Annotated in this window: 17 protein-coding genes; 10 read left to right on the forward strand and 7 right to left on the reverse strand. The window is 65.7% G+C overall.

The features are described 5' to 3' along the window. Nucleotides 1-45: 45 nt before the first annotated feature. The 5 genes from DESFRDRAFT_RS19950 to DESFRDRAFT_RS19970 form a co-directional block, all read right to left on the reverse strand. Nucleotides 46-408 carry a response regulator gene (locus DESFRDRAFT_RS19950; protein WP_005997040.1) on the reverse strand — a complete coding sequence of 121 codons (363 nt, stop codon included), beginning with the start codon at nt 406-408 and terminating at the stop codon, nt 46-48. After that, complete coding sequence (locus DESFRDRAFT_RS19955; RefSeq protein ID WP_005997042.1) at nt 401-733, reverse strand: STAS domain-containing protein; 333 nt, start codon at nt 731-733, stop codon at nt 401-403. The genes DESFRDRAFT_RS19950 and DESFRDRAFT_RS19955 overlap by 8 nt, the downstream gene beginning before the upstream one ends. Nucleotides 734-758: 25 nt before the next feature. Next, complete coding sequence (locus tag DESFRDRAFT_RS19960) at nt 759-2,936, reverse strand: chemotaxis protein CheA (protein WP_005997044.1); 2,178 nt, start codon at nt 2,934-2,936, stop codon at nt 759-761. A 57-nt stretch (nt 2,937-2,993) separates the two neighbouring features. Next, nucleotides 2,994-5,099: a HAMP domain-containing methyl-accepting chemotaxis protein gene (locus DESFRDRAFT_RS19965; RefSeq protein WP_005997045.1), complete on the reverse strand. Its 2,106-nt coding sequence runs from the start codon at nt 5,097-5,099 to the stop codon at nt 2,994-2,996. Between the two features lie 105 nt (nt 5,100-5,204). Continuing rightward, nucleotides 5,205-5,738: a chemotaxis protein CheW gene (locus DESFRDRAFT_RS19970; protein ID WP_005997046.1), complete on the reverse strand. Its 534-nt coding sequence runs from the start codon at nt 5,736-5,738 to the stop codon at nt 5,205-5,207. Nucleotides 5,739-6,081: 343 nt separating this feature from the next. On the opposite strand from DESFRDRAFT_RS19970, the gene DESFRDRAFT_RS19975 reads away from it, so the two are divergent. The 3 genes from DESFRDRAFT_RS19975 (at nt 6,082) to DESFRDRAFT_RS19985 (ending at nt 8,054) form a co-directional block, all read left to right on the forward strand. Then, the gene (locus tag DESFRDRAFT_RS19975) at nt 6,082-6,591 is read left to right on the forward strand and encodes a hypothetical protein (protein ID WP_005997047.1); all 510 of its coding nucleotides are present in this window, start codon (nt 6,082-6,084) and stop codon (nt 6,589-6,591) included. Next, nucleotides 6,591-7,697, forward strand: a complete 1,107-nt coding sequence (locus DESFRDRAFT_RS19980; protein WP_005997048.1) for a hypothetical protein — start codon at nt 6,591-6,593, stop codon at nt 7,695-7,697. The genes DESFRDRAFT_RS19975 and DESFRDRAFT_RS19980 overlap by 1 nt, the downstream gene beginning before the upstream one ends. A gap of 147 nt (nt 7,698-7,844) precedes the next feature. Further along, nucleotides 7,845-8,054 (forward strand): hypothetical protein, encoded by a 210-nt coding sequence (locus tag DESFRDRAFT_RS19985; protein WP_043795387.1) that lies wholly within the window; start codon nt 7,845-7,847, stop codon nt 8,052-8,054. Nucleotides 8,055-8,092: 38 nt separating this feature from the next. On the opposite strand, the gene DESFRDRAFT_RS19990 is transcribed toward DESFRDRAFT_RS19985, so the two are convergent. Beyond that, nucleotides 8,093-8,902 carry a YkgJ family cysteine cluster protein gene (locus DESFRDRAFT_RS19990; protein ID WP_005997049.1) on the reverse strand — a complete coding sequence of 270 codons (810 nt, stop codon included), beginning with the start codon at nt 8,900-8,902 and terminating at the stop codon, nt 8,093-8,095. A 132-nt stretch (nt 8,903-9,034) separates the two neighbouring features. Between DESFRDRAFT_RS19990 and DESFRDRAFT_RS19995 the strand changes: the two genes are divergently transcribed. The 5 genes from DESFRDRAFT_RS19995 (at nt 9,035) to DESFRDRAFT_RS20015 (ending at nt 13,290) form a co-directional block, all read left to right on the forward strand. Next, a complete protein-coding gene (locus DESFRDRAFT_RS19995; RefSeq protein WP_233489665.1) occupies nt 9,035-9,559 on the forward strand; it encodes an ATP-binding protein in 525 nt (174 codons plus the stop codon). Between the two features lie 16 nt (nt 9,560-9,575). Beyond that, nucleotides 9,576-9,911, forward strand: a complete 336-nt coding sequence (locus DESFRDRAFT_RS20000; RefSeq protein WP_005997051.1) for an STAS domain-containing protein — start codon at nt 9,576-9,578, stop codon at nt 9,909-9,911. 32 nt (nt 9,912-9,943) lie between these two features. Then, a complete protein-coding gene (locus DESFRDRAFT_RS20005) occupies nt 9,944-10,591 on the forward strand; it encodes a hypothetical protein (protein ID WP_005997052.1) in 648 nt (215 codons plus the stop codon). Nucleotides 10,592-10,618: 27 nt separating this feature from the next. After that, nucleotides 10,619-12,328, forward strand: coding sequence for a dynamin family protein (locus tag DESFRDRAFT_RS20010; RefSeq protein WP_005997053.1), 1,710 nt, complete (start codon nt 10,619-10,621; stop codon nt 12,326-12,328). Between the two features lie 122 nt (nt 12,329-12,450). Beyond that, entirely contained in the window at nt 12,451-13,290 is an 840-nt protein-coding gene (locus tag DESFRDRAFT_RS20015) for a sulfotransferase family 2 domain-containing protein (RefSeq protein WP_043795388.1), read from the forward strand. Between the two features lie 274 nt (nt 13,291-13,564). On the opposite strand, the gene DESFRDRAFT_RS20020 is transcribed toward DESFRDRAFT_RS20015, so the two are convergent. Further along, entirely contained in the window at nt 13,565-13,963 is a 399-nt protein-coding gene (locus DESFRDRAFT_RS20020) for a response regulator (RefSeq protein WP_005997057.1), read from the reverse strand. A gap of 380 nt (nt 13,964-14,343) precedes the next feature. On the opposite strand from DESFRDRAFT_RS20020, the gene DESFRDRAFT_RS20925 reads away from it, so the two are divergent. Together DESFRDRAFT_RS20925 and DESFRDRAFT_RS20030 are read left to right on the forward strand one after the other, a co-directional pair. Beyond that, entirely contained in the window at nt 14,344-14,979 is a 636-nt protein-coding gene (locus DESFRDRAFT_RS20925; RefSeq protein ID WP_158306987.1) for a nitroreductase family protein, read from the forward strand. A 278-nt stretch (nt 14,980-15,257) separates the two neighbouring features. Further along, nucleotides 15,258-16,061 (forward strand): nitroreductase family protein, encoded by an 804-nt coding sequence (locus DESFRDRAFT_RS20030; RefSeq protein WP_005997060.1) that lies wholly within the window; start codon nt 15,258-15,260, stop codon nt 16,059-16,061. Nucleotides 16,062-16,107 lie beyond the last annotated feature (46 nt).

Genomic DNA, 16,107 nt, shown 5'->3' on the forward strand with positions numbered 1-16,107 from the left:
TTTTTAAAGGGTTCCCCTCTCGCATCTTCTTCTCATCTTCGCTTGTTATCGCAGAACTTTCTTGACGACGGCGATGAGCTGGTCCGGGGTGAAGGGTTTGACGATCCAGCCCGTGGCCCCGGCCGACTTGCCTTCGGCCTTTTTGCCGGCCTGGGATTCGGTGGTCAGCATGACGATGGGAATGAATTTGTAGGCGGCTTGTCCGCGGATGCCCTTGATCAGGCCGATGCCGTCAAGGTTCGGCATGTTGAGGTCGGTGATGACCATGTCCACTGTCCCGGAAAGCTTGGACAAGGCGTCCTTGCCGTCGCATGCCTCAATGACGTCGTATCCTTCCTTCTTGAGCGTGAAGGCCACCATCTGGCGCACGCTCGCTGAATCGTCCACGGTCATGATCCGTTTAGCCATTGCGTTCCCCGTCGGCGAAAAAGGGTTGAAGCAAGGGGGTATTGTTGAAGCCGGCGACCCTGGCCGCGTGGAGGGCGGCTTCGGCCACCGGCCCGCGCCGGTCGAACTTGCGACCGTCGCGGTCGAGGGTCAGGGCCGTCGCCAGCAGCAACTGCAAGAAGCTGATGTCGGCTTCCTCTACGCCCGATATGTCCAGGACCAGGGGGCGTCCTTCGCCAACGGCCTCAAGCAGGCCCTGGCGAAGGGCGGCGGCATTTTCCACGGTGCATTTGCCGGTGACGGCGAGCACCAGACGATTGCCGTCTTCGGTACGGGTCAGTTCCATAACGACCGCTCCTTGCCGGCCCTTTCTATTGGGCCAGTGTACGGGAGGCTTTGACCGCGTGCAAGCGGGAGTCTTCCTGTTCGCGCACGAAACGTACGAGCTGGGGCACGTCGAGAATCAGCGAGATGCTGCCGTCGCCGTTTATGGTTGTGCCGGAGATCCATTTGAGGTGGCGGTAACAGTCGTCGAGGCTCTTGATGACGGCCTGTTGCCGGCCCACCACCTTGTCCACGCAAAAACCGACCATATCGCCTTCCACCTCGGTGATGACCACCCGTTCGTAGCCGGGCTGGCTCCCGGGCACGGAGAACAGCTTGCGCAGGCTGACCACCGGAATCAACTCGCCCATGCGCTCCATGTTTTCCACGGTGCGCACGTCGCCGGCGGGAAAGCGTTCCTGGAAGCCGCGCAGGGTGACCAGCGGCACGATGAAGGAATCCCTGCCCACCACCACGGAGAAGCCGTCGATGATGGCCAGCGTCAGCGGCAGCTTGATGGTCACCGTGGTGCCCTGGCCAAGGACGCTGTCCACCTCCACCGAGCCGCGCAGGGCTTCGATGTTGCGCTTGACCACATCCATGCCCACGCCGCGTCCCGAGATGTCGGAGATCTTTTGGGCGGTGGAAAAGCCCGGGGCGAAGATGAGTTCGAAAACGGCCTTTTCGGGCAGGTCGCTGTCCGGGGCGATCAGCCCTTTTTCCACGGCCTTGTTGCGGATGCCCACCGGGTCGATGCCCTTGCCGTCGTCGCTTATGGCGATGACCACGTTGCCGCCGGAATGGCTTGCCGAGAGCGTGATGCGGCCTTTTTCCGGCTTGCCGGCGGCCTGCCTTTCGGACGGGGATTCCACGCCGTGGTCGAGGCTGTTGCGCAACAGGTGGATCAGCGGGTCCTTGATGCGGTCGATGACGGTTTTGTCGAGTTCGGTGTCGCCGCCCAGAGCCTCGAATTCCACGCTTTTGCCGAGCGAGGCCGACAGGTCGCGCAACAGCCGGGTAAACTGGCTGAACACCGTGCCGATAGGCAGCATGCGAAGCCCCAGCGCCACGTCGCGCATGGCGTCGGTCAGGCGTTCGAGGTCCTCGTCCACGGCGGCGGCGGCGTCGATGTCCCGGGCCTGGACGGCCTGGCGCAGCCGCGACTGGAGAATGACGAGTTCGCCGGCCATGCTGACCACGCTGTCCAACCGGGCCGCGTCCACGCGAAGCGTGGTGCTTCCCGTTGTGGCGCCGTGGCGTTTCTTGCCGTTCTCCGCGCGGACGGCCTGGGCTCTTCCCGCTTCGGCTTTGGCCTTGGCCGCGCTGATGCTGGACAGCTTGTTGGCCAGGGCCCGGCTAAGGGCGTCGAGCACCGCGTCCGTCGGCGCGGCGTCGAGGCCGAGCAGGGCGTGCAGCAGGTCACGCAGATCATCGCCGCGCAGGTTGCCCTGGTGGATGTATTCGATGGTGATGTCGGAGTCGTCCTCCACGAAAATGAATACGTCGCGCAGGGTGTTCGGGGTGCAGGGCGTGCGGATGAGCATGTCGAACACGCCGTACACTTCCTCGGGGTTGAAGTCCGAGGCGTCGAGGTCCGGCATGGGACCGTGGCGCAGGGTGCGCACGATGCCCACGCTGTCGAGATCGGCCAGCAGGCGCGCCGGATCGTTGCCGGAATGCAGGATGAGCGGACTCGGGCGGAAGCGCACCCAGTAGATGCCGGGCGGTCCCGGTTGGGGTTCGCAGGCGTAGCAGACGTCTTCCTCGGTGTCGCAGGCGAGGTCGGATGCCTGGGCCCCGGTCGTAGCCTCGACCGGCGCTTTCGCCGCGGCCGCGCCCTTGTGCGGCAGGAAGGCGGCGAAGGATTCGAGCAGGGCGTCCGAGGCGGCGAGCAGCTCCGGCCCCGGCGGAATCGGGGCTTCCAGCAGGGCCAGGATATGGTCCTTGGCCGCGAGCGTGAGCGTCAGCAGTTCGCTGGTGACCGGCAACTCTCCCGAGCGCACCCGGTCGAGCACCGTCTCCACGTCGTGGGTGAACCGGGAGATCTCTTCGAAGCCGAACATGGCCCCGCCGCCCTTGATGGTGTGCATGGCGCGGAAACAGGCGTCCACGCGCTCCATGTCGCCGGGGTCTTTTTCCAGGTCGAGCAGTCCGCGTTCCAGTTCGCCGAGCAGCTCCCTGGTTTCTTCCACATAAATGCCGATGGACGGATCAATCTCACTCATGTTTTTTACTCCGTCGTCGCATCGGGGCGGCGGGCGGCAATCGTGCCTGGGCCGGGGTTAGAAACGTTCGAACTGGTCATCGTCGCTATCCATGTCCAGGGAAACGGCCGAGGGGGTCGTTCCCGCCGACTCCGCCCGTGGTTTGGCCGCCGGGGCCTTGGCCAGGGCCGGCCGGAGGGCCGGCTTGCCCTTGGCCACGGCCTTGACGACGGGCCTGGCCATCCGCGCGCCGGCTTCGAGCTGGAAGAAGGCCACGCTCGCCTGCAGCTGTTCGGCCTGGGCCGAGAGTTCCTCGGACGTGGAGGCCAGCTCCTCGGCGGCGGAAGCGTTTTGCTGAATGACCTGGTCGAGCTGCTGGAGCGCCTTGTTGACTTGCCCCGATCCGGTGGACTGTTCCTGGCTGGCCGCGTTGATCTCCTGGACCAGGTCGGCCGTGCGCTGGATGTCCGGCACGAGCTTGGCCAGCAGGTCCCCGGCCCGTTCGGCCACGCTGGTGGTGGAGCTGGAGAGCTGGGTGATCTCCGAGGCCGCCGCCTGGCTGCGCTCGGCCAGCTTTCGGACCTCGGCGGCCACCACGGCGAAGCCCCGGCCGTGTTCGCCGGCCCGGGCCGCCTCCACGGCGGCGTTTAAGGCGAGCAGGTCGGTCTGCCGGGCGATTTCCTCGATGATGGATATCTTGCCGGCGATTTCCTTCATGGCGGCCACGGCCTGGGTCACGGCCTGGCCGGATTCCCGCGCATCGCTGGCCGCCTTGACGGCGATGGCCTCGGTCTGGCTGGCGTTGTCGGCGTTTTGGCCGATGCTCGAAGCCATCTGCTCCATGGCCGAGGACGATTCCTCCACGGCCGAGGCCTGCTCCGTCGCGCCCTGGGACAGGGATTCGGCCGAGGCGCTCATCTCCTCGCTGCCCGAAGCCACGTTTTCCGCTCCGGACTGGACCTCGCCCACCACGTCGCGCAGCCGGTCGATCATCTCGGACATGCTTGAGAGCATCACGTCCTTGTCCGAACGGGCCGTGACGGAAACGGTCAGGTCGCCCCGGGCCAGCCGGCTGGCCACGTCGGCCGTGGTCCGCTCGGCCTCGATCATGCGCTCCATGGCCATAAGCAGCGTGCCGATCTCGTCGCGGCCCTCCACGGAAACGTCCACGTCCAGGTCGCCGTGGGAGACGGATTCGGCGGCGGTGATGGCCTTTTTGACGCCGCGCAGGATGCCCTTGGTGATGAGCACGGCGAAAAGAATGCCGAGGACGAGGGCCGTGATCGCGGCGGCGATGTTGACGGTGTTGGCCGTGCGCGATTCGGCGTTCATGCTTTCCTGTTGGGAGCTGACGGCTTCCTGGGCCACTTTTGCGGCCTGATCGGCGGCGGCGGCCATTTCCTTGATGACGCCGGTCTGGGCTTCGGCCGCCGTAAGGAAGTCCTCCATGCGGGACTTGTAGGTTTCCGCCCGGCTGACGATGTCGACCATCATGGCGCGGTCTTGGCTGGTCGTCAGAAGAGGCCCGGCTTCCTTGCCGGCCGCGATGAGCTTTTCCAGGATGCCCCGGGCGTTGTCCATGCGCGTCTTGTCGCCCTTCCAGAGGTAGTAGAGGACCTCGATGCGCGAACTTAAAAATTGCCGGATGAGATTGTCCACGCGGTGCTGCATGTCGGCCGCCTTGACCACGGCCTCGGTTCCGGACGCCGTGGCCCGCGTCACGGCCTCGGACAGGTGCTGCGCCAGCGTATCCCCGGCCTTTTGCAGGGCAAGGGCCGCGTCGACCACGGTCTTTAAGGTCTCGCCGCGGGTCTTTTCGCTTTCCAGATAGCGTTCGAGCCCGGCTTCGTAGGTGACCGCGTCCTTGACGATGGCATCCATGCGGTCGCGGTTGCGGGGAGCGTTGAGCTGGTGTTTGAGGGCCTGGGCCTGCGCCCGGGCGTTGGCGAGATGCTTGCGGAAGCTCTCCAGGCGGGCGCGGTCCTTGCTGTTCATGAAATATAAAACATCCATGCGGGCGGCGGTGATGGCGTCGCTTATCTCATTGACGATTTCCATCTTGGAGGAGCGCGCCATCAACTGGTCGAGGCTGACGTAGCCCACACCCGCGACAAGGACGGTAAAGACGATGAGCAGGCCAAAGCCGAGTCCGAGCTTGAAGGCAAGGCTACGATTTTTAAACATGGTGGCTCCGGAGTTACGAGTTTGAACTGTCCCGCCGCAAGGCAACGCCATGATCAGCCTGAGTACGTCCTCAGCTAGTTTTTTCGAGCAACCAGGCCGTCATCATTAGGGATTTGTGGAAATTTCGTCGTTTCCCCCCGCCGGTGGCGCGGTCTCGCCCAGCATATGGGACAGATCGAGGATTTCCTCGGTGGCAAAGACCTTGTCCACGTCGAGGATCAGGATGAAGCGGTCCCCATGCTTGCCGATGCCCCGGATGAAGTCGGCGCGCACGGCGGCGCCCATGCGCGGCGGCGGGTCGATGCGGTCCGTCTCGAGCTCCAGGACCTCCTTGACCGAATCGGCCAGGGCGCCCATGACCGAAACCGTGTCCTCGCGCCGTATCTCCACGATCACGATGCGGGTGTTGAGCGTCCGTTCCACCTCGCCGAGGCCGAATTTCATCTTGAGGTCGACCACGGGCACGGCGCTGCCCCGTACGTTGACCACGCCGCGCATGAACTCCGGCGTCTGGGGGATGCGGGTGATGTCCGTGTAATCGAGAATTTCACGGACGGAAAAAATATCGATGGCGAAAATTTCATTGCCGAGCGTCATGGTAAGAAAGCGCTGGCTGCCGGACTGGGCGTCAGTCGCCATGGTAGATTGCCTCCTTGCCCGTTCGGGCCGTCATAGTCGCCAACTGTATGCTTTCTCGCTAATAGAAGACAGAATGTTACAAACCCTATGAATAATTTTCAGGAATGACAATACCTCATTTTCAAATGATCGTCCGCGCCGTTGCACGCGGCGCGGGAGGCGGCATGCCGCCTATTACTGCGCCGCCGTTCGCATCGACAGCCGGCCGGGGACGTAACGGGACGCACGGCGAAAGTTGCCGGTCCGTGCCCCCGCACCGGAGCGTTATTGCGCCCGGAGAGGAACTTTAGACTCCACATTTTACGGATTCTTGCCTAAAATGAAGCAAATAAGCGAGGATGCCATGCCACCGAAACGCACGGCCACGGCGGCTGTCGGGAAAAGTCTGGAAGCGAGGCGCGATGCCGCCCGTGACGCGGCGATCAAGGAACTGCGGGCCCTGCGCGCCGATATGGCGACGTTGGAAGCGATTTTGGCCGGACGTCGCAAGCGGGGGGATTTCTCGTTGTTCGACGTGGCCCACGGCGCGTTCGAAATTTTCCGCAGCGCTGCCGCCGCCTTTGATGCCGAGGACTTGCTGGAGTCGCTGGCCGATGAGCTCGACAGCGTAAAAGCTATGGAATTTTTGGAAAAACACGGCGCGACCGACTTGGTCAAGCCGGCGGGCTGGCACTGGATTTCCCCCCGCGGGGAGATGCATTTTCTGGGCAAGTCCGGCGAGACCGTCAAAGCCGCCGAGAAGCTCGCCGCCCTGGCGCGCGGGGGAAAACGCGGCAAGCGCGCGGCCAAGACGGAAGAAAGCGCCGCAGCCGAAGTCGCGTCCACGCCGCCTGACGCGCCAAGCGAGGCGTGATGGGCAACGTCGTCTTGCACCATCCTGCCGGCCGCTTTGGCGCTTTGCGCCTGGCGGCGCTCGTCCTGGCCCTGCTGGTTTTGCCCGTGCTGGTTGCCGCCTGCTCCGACGACGCGCCGTCCGAGGACGCCGCTTCCGTACGGGGCAAGACCCCGGTGGTGCGTCCAGAGGACGTGCACGCGCGCGGCGGCAACGGGGGCGCGTCCGTCCTGGCCCCGGACTATCGCCAGAAGATGACCGCCGATCTGGACGCCGAGGCCCGGGCAGGGGCCCGGCGCGTCGGCGGCGTGCCGGCTGTGGGGCGCGCGCCGGTTGCGGCGTCCGCGGCCCAGGTCGCGCCCGCCGGTCCGGGAGCGGCGTCCGTCGCCGACAGGACCGTCAAGGCGACCGGAAACGAAGTCGCCGTGGGGGCGGGGAGCGCCTCGGGCGGTTTTCCGCTTTCTGACTGCCGGCAACTCGTGCTGGTCGTTTCGCCGCGCATGAACGCGACCACGGCCGTGCTGCGCCGGTTTGTCCGGCAAGGGCCGCAAGCCCCGTGGCACGAGGTGGGGCAGGGCGTTTCCTGTTTGCTCGGGCGTGGCGGACTGGGGTATGGCCGGGGGCTTGTTCCCATGCCGGCCGGGCCGGAGAAAAAGCAGGGCGACGGCAGGACGCCGGCCGGCTTCTTTTCCCTCCCCGAGGCCTTCGGCTATGCCGACGACCAGACGGCCCGGGCGGCCGGGGTGCGGCTGCCCTACACCATGGTGACGGACCGGGTGGCCTGCGTGGCCGATCCCGCCGTGCCCCAGTTCGGGCGCGTGGTCGGGCCCGAGGAGCGCCCGGAGGGCGGCTTTGCCCGGCAGGAGCGCATGGTGCGCGCCGACAAGGCCAATATCTGGGGGGTGGTCATCGGCCACAACCGGGAAGCTCCGGTGGCCGGTGCCGGCAGTTGCGTCTTCGTCAATGTGCGCCCGGCCGGCGGTCCGCCGACCGGCGGCAGCATCGGCTGTCCCGAGGCCGCCGCCGCTGCGCTTACCGCCTGGCTCGACCCGGCCGCCAAACCGGTTTTGGCCGTGCTGCCCCAGCCGGTCTACCGGGAGCGCCGCGCCGCCTGGGGACTGCCCTGATGAGGCCCCGATGGGGATGCCCCGGGGCGACCTACTCGATCTTTACGGCTTGGAGCATGGGCCGGGGGAGTTCCACGGCGGCGCGCATGGCGTAGCCGAGCATCGGGCCCGCCGGGCCGTCGAAACAGGCGTCCTGCCAAGGATGAAATGCAGACCGTCGGCATCCTGCCCCCGGGCAACGGCTTCCCGGGTCAGTTTCTCGATGGCGGCGGTCATGTCCTCTACGGGATGGCTGAAGAATCCCTGCCGGGCATCGCTGGCGGTGGTGCCGTCGAGCAGGCTGTCGAACTCGGTTGCGGGTGTTTCCGCCGCAGGACGGAAAAAATACCCATAGCCCCGGGGACATGCAAAAAATAATCTTCTCCCGTGGCCATGCGCCGTCTTGCCGGCCTCGGTTACGGCATGGGCTGGCGCTTGCGGCGCAGTCCCGTCTCCAGGCCGAAAAAGGCCAGCTCCAGCCAGTCCAGGCCGAAGATGAGCGAGGCTTCCTCGTCGGCCAGGACTCGCGCCTTGCGCTCCTCGTCGATCTCCACCAGCCGGAAAAGGTCCAGCCTGGCGATGAACTCCTGGAAGGCGTCGGGTTCGTACTGGGCCAGCCAGACCATCTGCCCTTGCTTGTCGGTCAAGGCCGCGCCCTTGCCCCGGGCCAGGGCCATAAGCCGCATGTAGCGGTCGTTGAAGTCGTTGTAGCGGGCCAGGTCCTGATCGGCCAGCCAGGCCGGCGCGTCCCAGGTGGAGGCCTCCTCGAAGCCCCGGCAGTGCGGCTCGCGCACCACGAAAAACTGCTCCAACACGTGGCCCTGCTCGTCAAGCTTGGTCGCACGGCCCAGGGGATAGGTGCGGCAGGCCCCGGGGCGGTCGGGGTAGACCTTGCAGCCCTCGGGCGTGACAAAGGGGCAGCGTTTTTGCGGTTCGTCGCGCATCTTGAGCTGGAGCATGGGAAAGCCGGTGTCCGGCGCGGTGAAGCGCGCGGCGAAGTGCGTGATGAAGTCCGCGGCCGAAACATTGAGCGCCCGGCGCAGGCGCAGGGCGTCGTAGGGCGTGAGCATGAGCCGCAGGTCCGAACAGCAGGCGTTGAAGCAGGGCACGTTCGGATGGCAGGCGAACCGGAAGGTCTCCCCGGGCGCCAGTTCGGGCAGGGATTTGAGGAACGCCTCGGTGGCGTCGGCCTCGTTTTCGGCCAGGGCGTCGTTCAAGTCTTTCATAGGGGGAGGCTCCTTGTTTGGAGGGGCTTCTACGTCCGCCGGGACCTCTTGGCAACCGCGGGGGAGGGCCGGCCGCGCGCTGGCCTCTCCTTGACAGCCCATGAAAAAACAGGAAGTTTGCTGCAATCGGCCATGCGCCGCCGTTCGGCCGTCGTCCTTGGCGGCCGGCACAGCGGCGGCGAAGCCGGTTGCGTCCCGGATATCCGCCCGGCGGCGCGGCTAACGACGTGCGGGGACAGGATGCACTCGGGCTTTTCCTTGCGACTCCATAACCGCCTGTTGGAACTCGATCGCATTGGGGATGCGGTCGAGGCCTTTGGCGAGGCCCATGCCCTTTCGGCCAAGCTGCGCTATCAGCTCCGTCTCGTCCTCGACGAGCTGCTTACCAACATCATCAGTTACGGATACGCCGACGACGGGGAACACTTCATAACCGTTGGCATGGGGCTGGACGGCGCGCGCCTGCGTTTCGTGCTGGAAGACGACGCCCGACCCTTCGATCCCTTGACGGCGGCGGCCCCGGACACAACCGCCGCGGCGGACAGGAGGCCCATCGGGGGGCTCGGCATTCATTTGGTGCGCACGATCATGGACAGGGTCGCTTATGAGCGGGTGGGCGGCAAGAACCGGTTGATTCTCGAAAAAGACGTCAATTGACGGAAAAGGGGGCGTTATGCAGCTCGTGGAACGGGAGAACGGAGGGGTGACGGTGCTTGAGCTTGGCGGCAGGCTCGACAGCAACACGTCCAAGGTGCTCGAGGACAAGATCATGGAAATTCTCGGCCAGGGCAAGACCAAGGTGCTCATGGACTTCAAGGACGTGGACTACATCAATTCCACGGGCCTGCGCGTTTTGCTTCTGGCTTTGCAGCAGCTCAAGAAGATCAACGGGCAGCTGGTGTTGGCCACCATCAAGGATTATATGAAGGAAGTTTTCGAGATTTCCGGCTATACCGAAATTTTTCCGATTTATCCCACCCAGGAGGAGGCCCTGGCTCATTTCGCGTAAGAGCGGCGCGCGGGGCCGGGAGAGGAGTCGTCATGCACGGAAGAGCGTTGTGTTTGCGCCATCTGCTTGTGGTCTTCGGGCTTGTGCTTGCGGCCGGTTTTCTGGCCCGGCCGGGCTACGGCGCGGATGCGCCCATGGAACTGGCCGGCATCCGGCTGGGCGAAACCCTGGCCGAGGCGGGCAAGACGGTTGCGCATCCCGAAACCGACCGGTCCTTTCACAAACCCTACCTGGGGCTTGCGGCGGTGGCTCCGGTGCCCGGCTATCGCAGCGGCTATGTGGATTACGGGCTTTGCGCCAAACCGGGGCGCATCGTGCGCCTCAAGATGAACTACGCCGACGAATCGCTGGAGTTTTTCGAGCGTATCCTGGAGGCGCTCACGAAGCGCTACGGCGCTCCCCAGGAATGGCGCGGCAACGCGTTTCGCACCCTGCGGACCTGGAAATGGAGCCTGCGGGCGGCGGGCGGGGAGCCGGTCAGCCTTATCCTCATGCACTACGAAGGGGAGGACGGGGCGTTTACCGAGGGCAATTCCATCCGCCTCGCCGCCACCGGCATGGTGCACGACGAGGAAGTCTGCTATGACGCCAAGTACAAGAAATCCGACGCGTTCGAGGCGGCCAGGGCCGAAGCGGCCAAAAATAAAAAGCTCGGCCTCGACTGGTTCTTGCCCCGCTGAACCCGGGTTGCCCATAAGGACGGATCGTTGCAAGCATCGCTTCTGGAATCGCGGTTTCTGGCCCGCCGGACCGAGCTGGCCGGGCTGCTCGGGCGTCTGATCGCGCTGGTGGCCCGGTGCGGCCGGGACGACTTGGCCGAAACCGCCCGGGAACTGGCCGCCCATGTGACCGAGCCGTTTCTGTTCGTGGTGGTTGGAGAGGTCAAGACCGGCAAGAGCAGCCTGATAAACGCCCTGCTCGGGGCCTCGGTCACGCAGGTGGCCCCGGACCCCTGCACGGACCGCATCCGTATCATCACCCGGGGGGAACATCCGTCCGAAGCCGCCGATGGGCCGCTTCTCACCCGCGTCAGCCTGGACAACCCCATTCTCGACGGCCTGGCCATCGTGGACACGCCCGGGGTGGACAGCATCATCGACCGCCACCAGGAAATCACCGAGGAGTTCATTCCCCGGGCCGATCTGGTCCTGTTCGTCTTTTCGGCGCTCAACCCCTATTCCCGCTCGGCCTGGGAATTCTACGACCTGGCCGCCGACACCTGGCGGCGAAACGTGGCCTTCGCCCTGACCCAGGCCGACCTGGCCAGCCCCGAGCAGATCGAGGTCAACACGGCCCGGCTGCGCGATCTGGCCCGGGACAGGGGAGTGGCCGACCCGACCATCTTTCTGGTCTCGGCCGTCACGAGCGAGACCGATCCCGAGGCCGGGGGCATCGCGGCCCTGCGCCGGCTTGTCCGGGAGCTTACCGCCTCGGGCGGGCACTTCGCCGCCAAGCTCGAGGCCACGCGGCGTTCGGCCGAACGGTTGGCGACGGAGCTCGGCCGCTCCCTGGAGGGCGTCGCGGCGGAACTTGCCGCCGATACGGCCGAGGCCGACCGCATGCGCAAACGCCTGCAAACCGCCCGCCAAGCCGCCGACCGTGAGGCCGAGGTGCTGCGGGTGCGGGTGGAGGGCGCCTACGCGCGCCTTGCCGCCCGGTTCGAAACGGCTTTTGCCGAGGAGCTGACCTTTGGCGGCATGATCGGCCGGGCCGTGACCGGCCTGTGGCGGCGCGGCGGCAAGAGCGCCTCCCCGGCGGCGCGCCTGGCCGAGCTCGGCGACGCCTTTGCCAAGGACCTGGAGCATGAGGTGGACGCCATCGCCCGGCAGGGGGCGCAGCATATCTTCGAGAGCGTGAGCAACACGGCCCGCGCCCTGCTCGACGAGTTGTCCCGGCGCCGCGCTTCCGGCGGCGACCAGCCCGCCGATGCCCTGACCGCCCAGCGCGACCGGGTGCTGGACGAGGTGGCCGAGCGGGTTGAGGCGCTTTTGGCCGACGGCGGGCCCATGGCCGGCCTGGACCCCAAAAGCGTGACCGGCATGGACCCCAAGGCGGCGCTCGGGGGAACGCTGGTGCTTTTGGGAACGATTTTCGCCGTGGCCGTCAAAAGCGCGGTGGTGGACGTCACCGGCGGCGTCATCGCGGCCGGTGGGGCGCTGTTGGCCGGCAGCGCCCTTTTCTGGCAGCGCCCCCGGGTGTTGCGGGAAATGCGCCGCCGTCTGGCCGCCGGGGGCGAGAAACTGCGCCTGGAACTCGACGAGCGCCTAGCCGCCCGGGTGGACCGTATCTTCCGGGAACTCGACGAGCGGTTCGCGCCCTTTTTCGCCGACATCGACGACCGGCGCGGGCGCTTGGCTGAACTCTCCGGGCAGCTCGAGGCGTTGCGGGAGGCCCTGGCGGCCTTCGACCCAGCCTAATGTTGCGGCCCTGAAAAAATACGTCAGTATTTTTTAGAAAATATAGTCAGTTAAATGTGTCGTCGTAAAACGTATCTATGCTCTTCGAGGACGCGACACGCGTCGTAGCGGGGCGCGGGCGTATGGTCGATCAGCCGCCGTTTCTTTTCCTCCACATTCCCCGCACCGCCGGGACCACGCTCAATTGCCTGCTGGAGCGCAATTTCCCGCCTGGGGCCGTGCTCTCGCTTTATTCGCGGGAGGATTTCGAGCAAAACGCGGTCATCGACCGATCGCGCCTCGACGGCATCCGGCTGATCCAGGGCCATGTGCTCTTGACCGACTACGACGCTTTCACCTTCTACGACGCGCCGGTTCGGGCCGTGACCTTTCTGCGCGAACCCGTTTCGCGGGTGATTTCCGAGTACCATTTCCTGCGCACTTGGCCGGAGCAGCACCTCTATGATCTGCTCAACAGGGAAAACATCTCCCTGGCCGAATACGTCACGAGCGATCGCAAGCTGTTGCGCTACAAGGGCGGAAACTTCATGACCCGGGTGCTCTCCGGGTTGGACCCGGACAGCCGCCCCGAGGAGGCGCTCTCGCGGGCGAAGTCCAACCTGCGCGACCGCTTCGTCGCCTTCGGCCTGACCGAGGATTTCGACGCCAGCCTGCTGCTTCTCGCCGACGTCATGGGGCTCGCCGACCTGCTTTATGAACGACAGAACAGCCTGCGCCGGCCCGAAGCCGCCCGGGCGACGGACGAGGAGCGCGAACTGGTCGCCTCCCGAAACGTCCTGGACGCCGCGCTCCACCAATTCGCCAAAGAGCTTTTCGCCGCGCGCGTCGCCGCCGGCGGCAAGGCCTTCGCCATCCGCCTGGCCCGCCACAAACTGCTGGTCGCGAAGTTCCGCAAGCTGTGCTGCCTGCTCGACGCCCGGGCCGGCGCGTCCGGCGGGGCCATCGAGAATCCAAAGAAGTAGATGTGAAGGAAGGAGAGAGGGCGGAAGCCTCCGGCGGCCAGGGGGAAATTTTTTGAAAAAAGTTTCCCCCTGGACCCCCTTCAAAAACTTTCAAAGGGAATCTGTGCGGTAGAGGCGAAAAGTCGGGGGATACGCGTAGCCCAGGCTGTCCGGGCTTCCACCGGAATGAAAAGTCTCGCCTAAGACCCTTGGAAAAGTTTTTGCGGGAGGGGGGCCGGGGGAGGGGGCTTTTTTCAAAAAGCCTCCTCCCCCGGCGCGTACTCTCTCTCCCCAATCAGCCGAGCAGGCCCAGGGCGGCCAGTTTGTCCAGCAGTTCCGACCGATTTGGCGGCTTGACCAGGTAGGCCGCCACCTGCCCGTCGAAAAGCGCGGTCATGGTGTTGGTTTCGTCGTCCATGGAGGTGACCATGACGGCCTTCACCTGTTTTTCCGGCGGGAGGCCGCCGGCTTCCTCGGCCCGTCGGATGCGGGAGAGCGTCTCGTGCCCGTCCATATGGGGCATGATGATGTCGAGGAAGACCACGTCGAAGGGCTTGCCAGCGGCGATGGCGTTGCCCACGGCCGTCACGGCCTCCGGTCCCGAGGCGCACATGACGCACTCGGCCACGCCGGCGAGATGGGACGCCAGGACATGGCGGCTGGCCAGATCGTCATCCACGACAAGTGCCCGCATGAGAACCTCCGGAAAATTTAATTTCTATTACGACGGCTGGCGTGGCACATCAAGAAAAACCTGTTGTGAAAGTGGGTCATGCTGTATTGGGTCACGCTTTTAAAGAAAAGCGCCACGTTGTGTGGGCGTGATTTTCCGCGTACGCCGGATGTCATGCCCATAAACCCAAGGAGCGCAGTATGACGACAGTGCATCATGAGGCAAAGGCTACGGCATCGGATATCATGTACATTCGGGGCGTCCCGTTTCGATGCCCGCAAACGGCGAAAACCAAATCGGCCAAAGCCGTCCCGATCACGGCAGAGGAAAGCGCCTCAGCGTCTGTTGCGTCCGCCCCGGTCGAGACAACGATCTCCAAGGCGGACGCCACAGCGCCGGCCGTGCCTGTTTTTAGGCCGTCCAACGTGCTGGCGCGGTTCGGCACGGCCTGCGGCTGCCGGGCCGGCATTTCCCGGGCCGAAAGCGAATCCCAGGCCAAAATCGTGAGGCGCCGGCGTTCGGTGCGGGTCTTCGCCGACCGGCGGCTGTCCATGCGTGAGCTTCGGGACCTCATCGGCTCGGTGGCCAAGGGCCTGACCGACGGCCGCACGGACCCCGCCCGGTTCATCGTAGTGGAAGCGTCCCGGACCATGGCCCGCGTGACCGGGCTTGCCGCGCGCTGGCTGCGCCGGGAAGGCCTCCTGGCCGACGGCGTGGCCCCGGATGCCGATGCCGGCCGGATCGTCTTCGGCGGCGCGCCCCATCTGGTCGTGGCCTACGGGGAAAGCGGCTCGGCCAAGGCCGCCGAGGATTGCGCCCTGGCCATGGCTCGCCTGGAATGGGCCGGAGCCGCCATGGGCCTTGGCAGTTGCTTTGCCGGCGAGATCGTCCGGGCCGCCGCCGGTTCGCCCGAACTGGCCGCCGCCTTGTCCGTCCCGAGCGGACATACCGTGCATGCGGCGCTTTTCATCGGCTATCCCGGCTTTGCTCCGCGGCAGCAGGAAACCACGCCCGGCGTGCGGATCATCTGGCTGTAGTCTTTCGCCCGGTAACGCAGACGCCCTGGTTTTTTAACGATCCGTAAGCGCAAACGCGGATCGCCACATTCCACAGGGACCGTCGGCCGGCCCCGTCTCCCTGCCCGGGTCCGGCCGCCCCTCCCCAAGCCGCGCTTCCCTCCCCCTCGGTTCCCTCCGGGGTATCACGCCACGCCAATGTGCCTTCTTGTCAAAGTCGACAGGCCGAGTAGGTTCGGGCCGTGTCTGGCTTCGCGTCCGCGCGGACGCGGCCGAGTCGCGCCATAAGGAGGAATGGTATGGATCTGATCACGGTGGATGCGGACAAGTGCAAGAAGGACGGCATGTGCGTGGCCGTGTGCCCGAGCCGGGCGCTTGAACTGGCCGCCGATGGTGGCCCGGCCGTGGCCGACGCGGCGCTCTGCAATGCCTGCGGGCACTGTGTGGCGGTGTGCCCCCACGGCGCCCTGGTCAATTCCCGGGTTGAGGCCGTCGACCCGGACGCGCCGCTGCAACCGGCCTCCCGGGATTGGCCCGTGCCCGAGGCCATGGACCGCCTGCTGCGGGGCCGGCGCTCCATCCGGGCCTATGCCGACAAGCCGGTTGCCCGCCAGGTGATGGAGGAGCTTCTCGATGTGGCTCGCTATGCGCCGACGGCCTCCAACGTTCAGGAAATTCGCTGGACCGCGACCGTTGACCCCAAAAAAGTCCATGAACTGGCCGCGCTGACGGCGGCATGGTTCGCCGGCAACAACAGCCGGGCTGTCTTTACGCGCTACGCCGGATTGTGGGAAAAGGGACTGGATGTGTATTTGCGCGGCGCGCCGGCCCTGGTCGTGGTGCACACCGACGCCTCGATAGCCTTCGGGCCGGCCGACTGCGGCATCGCCTTGACGTTTTTCGAGCTGGCCGCTGTCTCCCGGGGGCTGGGAACCTGCTGGGCCGGGCTTTTAACCTACGCCGCCAAGGGCGATCCCGCCGTGCGCCAGGCCCTGGGCGTCCCCGAAGGCCATACCGTCCACGGCGGACTCATGCTCGGCTACCCGAAGTTCCGCTACGCCGCCGTCCCCCCGCGCAATCCTGTGGCAGTGCGTTGGTTGTAAGATTGAAGAAGGCGAAGAAAGTGCGAGAGGGGAAACCCTTTAAAAA

Origin of the sequence: Solidesulfovibrio fructosivorans JJ] (assembly GCF_000179555.1) — a bacterium.
GTDB lineage: Bacteria > Desulfobacterota > Desulfovibrionia > Desulfovibrionales > Desulfovibrionaceae > Solidesulfovibrio > Solidesulfovibrio fructosivorans.

Excerpts from the sequence above, each read along its gene's own strand:
- DESFRDRAFT_RS19985 (WP_043795387.1), top strand. The coding sequence starts at position 7,845 with ATGCAGACCGTCGGCATCCTGCCCCCGGGCAACGGCTTCCCGGGTCAG.
- DESFRDRAFT_RS20000 (WP_005997051.1), top strand. The coding sequence starts at position 9,576 with ATGCAGCTCGTGGAACGGGAGAACGGAGGGGTGACGGTGCTTGAGCTT.
- DESFRDRAFT_RS19995 (WP_233489665.1), top strand. The coding sequence starts at position 9,035 with ATGCGCCGCCGTTCGGCCGTCGTCCTTGGCGGCCGGCACAGCGGCGGC.
- DESFRDRAFT_RS19990 (WP_005997049.1), bottom strand. The coding sequence starts at position 8,902 with ATGAAAGACTTGAACGACGCCCTGGCCGAAAACGAGGCCGACGCCACC.
- DESFRDRAFT_RS19980 (WP_005997048.1), top strand. The coding sequence starts at position 6,591 with ATGGGCAACGTCGTCTTGCACCATCCTGCCGGCCGCTTTGGCGCTTTG.
- DESFRDRAFT_RS20020 (WP_005997057.1), bottom strand. The coding sequence starts at position 13,963 with ATGCGGGCACTTGTCGTGGATGACGATCTGGCCAGCCGCCATGTCCTG.
- DESFRDRAFT_RS20005 (WP_005997052.1), top strand. The coding sequence starts at position 9,944 with ATGCACGGAAGAGCGTTGTGTTTGCGCCATCTGCTTGTGGTCTTCGGG.
- DESFRDRAFT_RS20030 (WP_005997060.1), top strand. The coding sequence starts at position 15,258 with ATGGATCTGATCACGGTGGATGCGGACAAGTGCAAGAAGGACGGCATG.
- DESFRDRAFT_RS19965 (WP_005997045.1), bottom strand. The coding sequence starts at position 5,099 with ATGTTTAAAAATCGTAGCCTTGCCTTCAAGCTCGGACTCGGCTTTGGC.
- DESFRDRAFT_RS19960 (WP_005997044.1), bottom strand. The coding sequence starts at position 2,936 with ATGAGTGAGATTGATCCGTCCATCGGCATTTATGTGGAAGAAACCAGG.
- DESFRDRAFT_RS19970 (WP_005997046.1), bottom strand. The coding sequence starts at position 5,738 with ATGGCGACTGACGCCCAGTCCGGCAGCCAGCGCTTTCTTACCATGACG.
- DESFRDRAFT_RS20015 (WP_043795388.1), top strand. The coding sequence starts at position 12,451 with ATGGTCGATCAGCCGCCGTTTCTTTTCCTCCACATTCCCCGCACCGCC.
- DESFRDRAFT_RS19955 (WP_005997042.1), bottom strand. The coding sequence starts at position 733 with ATGGAACTGACCCGTACCGAAGACGGCAATCGTCTGGTGCTCGCCGTC.
- DESFRDRAFT_RS19950 (WP_005997040.1), bottom strand. The coding sequence starts at position 408 with ATGGCTAAACGGATCATGACCGTGGACGATTCAGCGAGCGTGCGCCAG.
- DESFRDRAFT_RS19975 (WP_005997047.1), top strand. The coding sequence starts at position 6,082 with ATGCCACCGAAACGCACGGCCACGGCGGCTGTCGGGAAAAGTCTGGAA.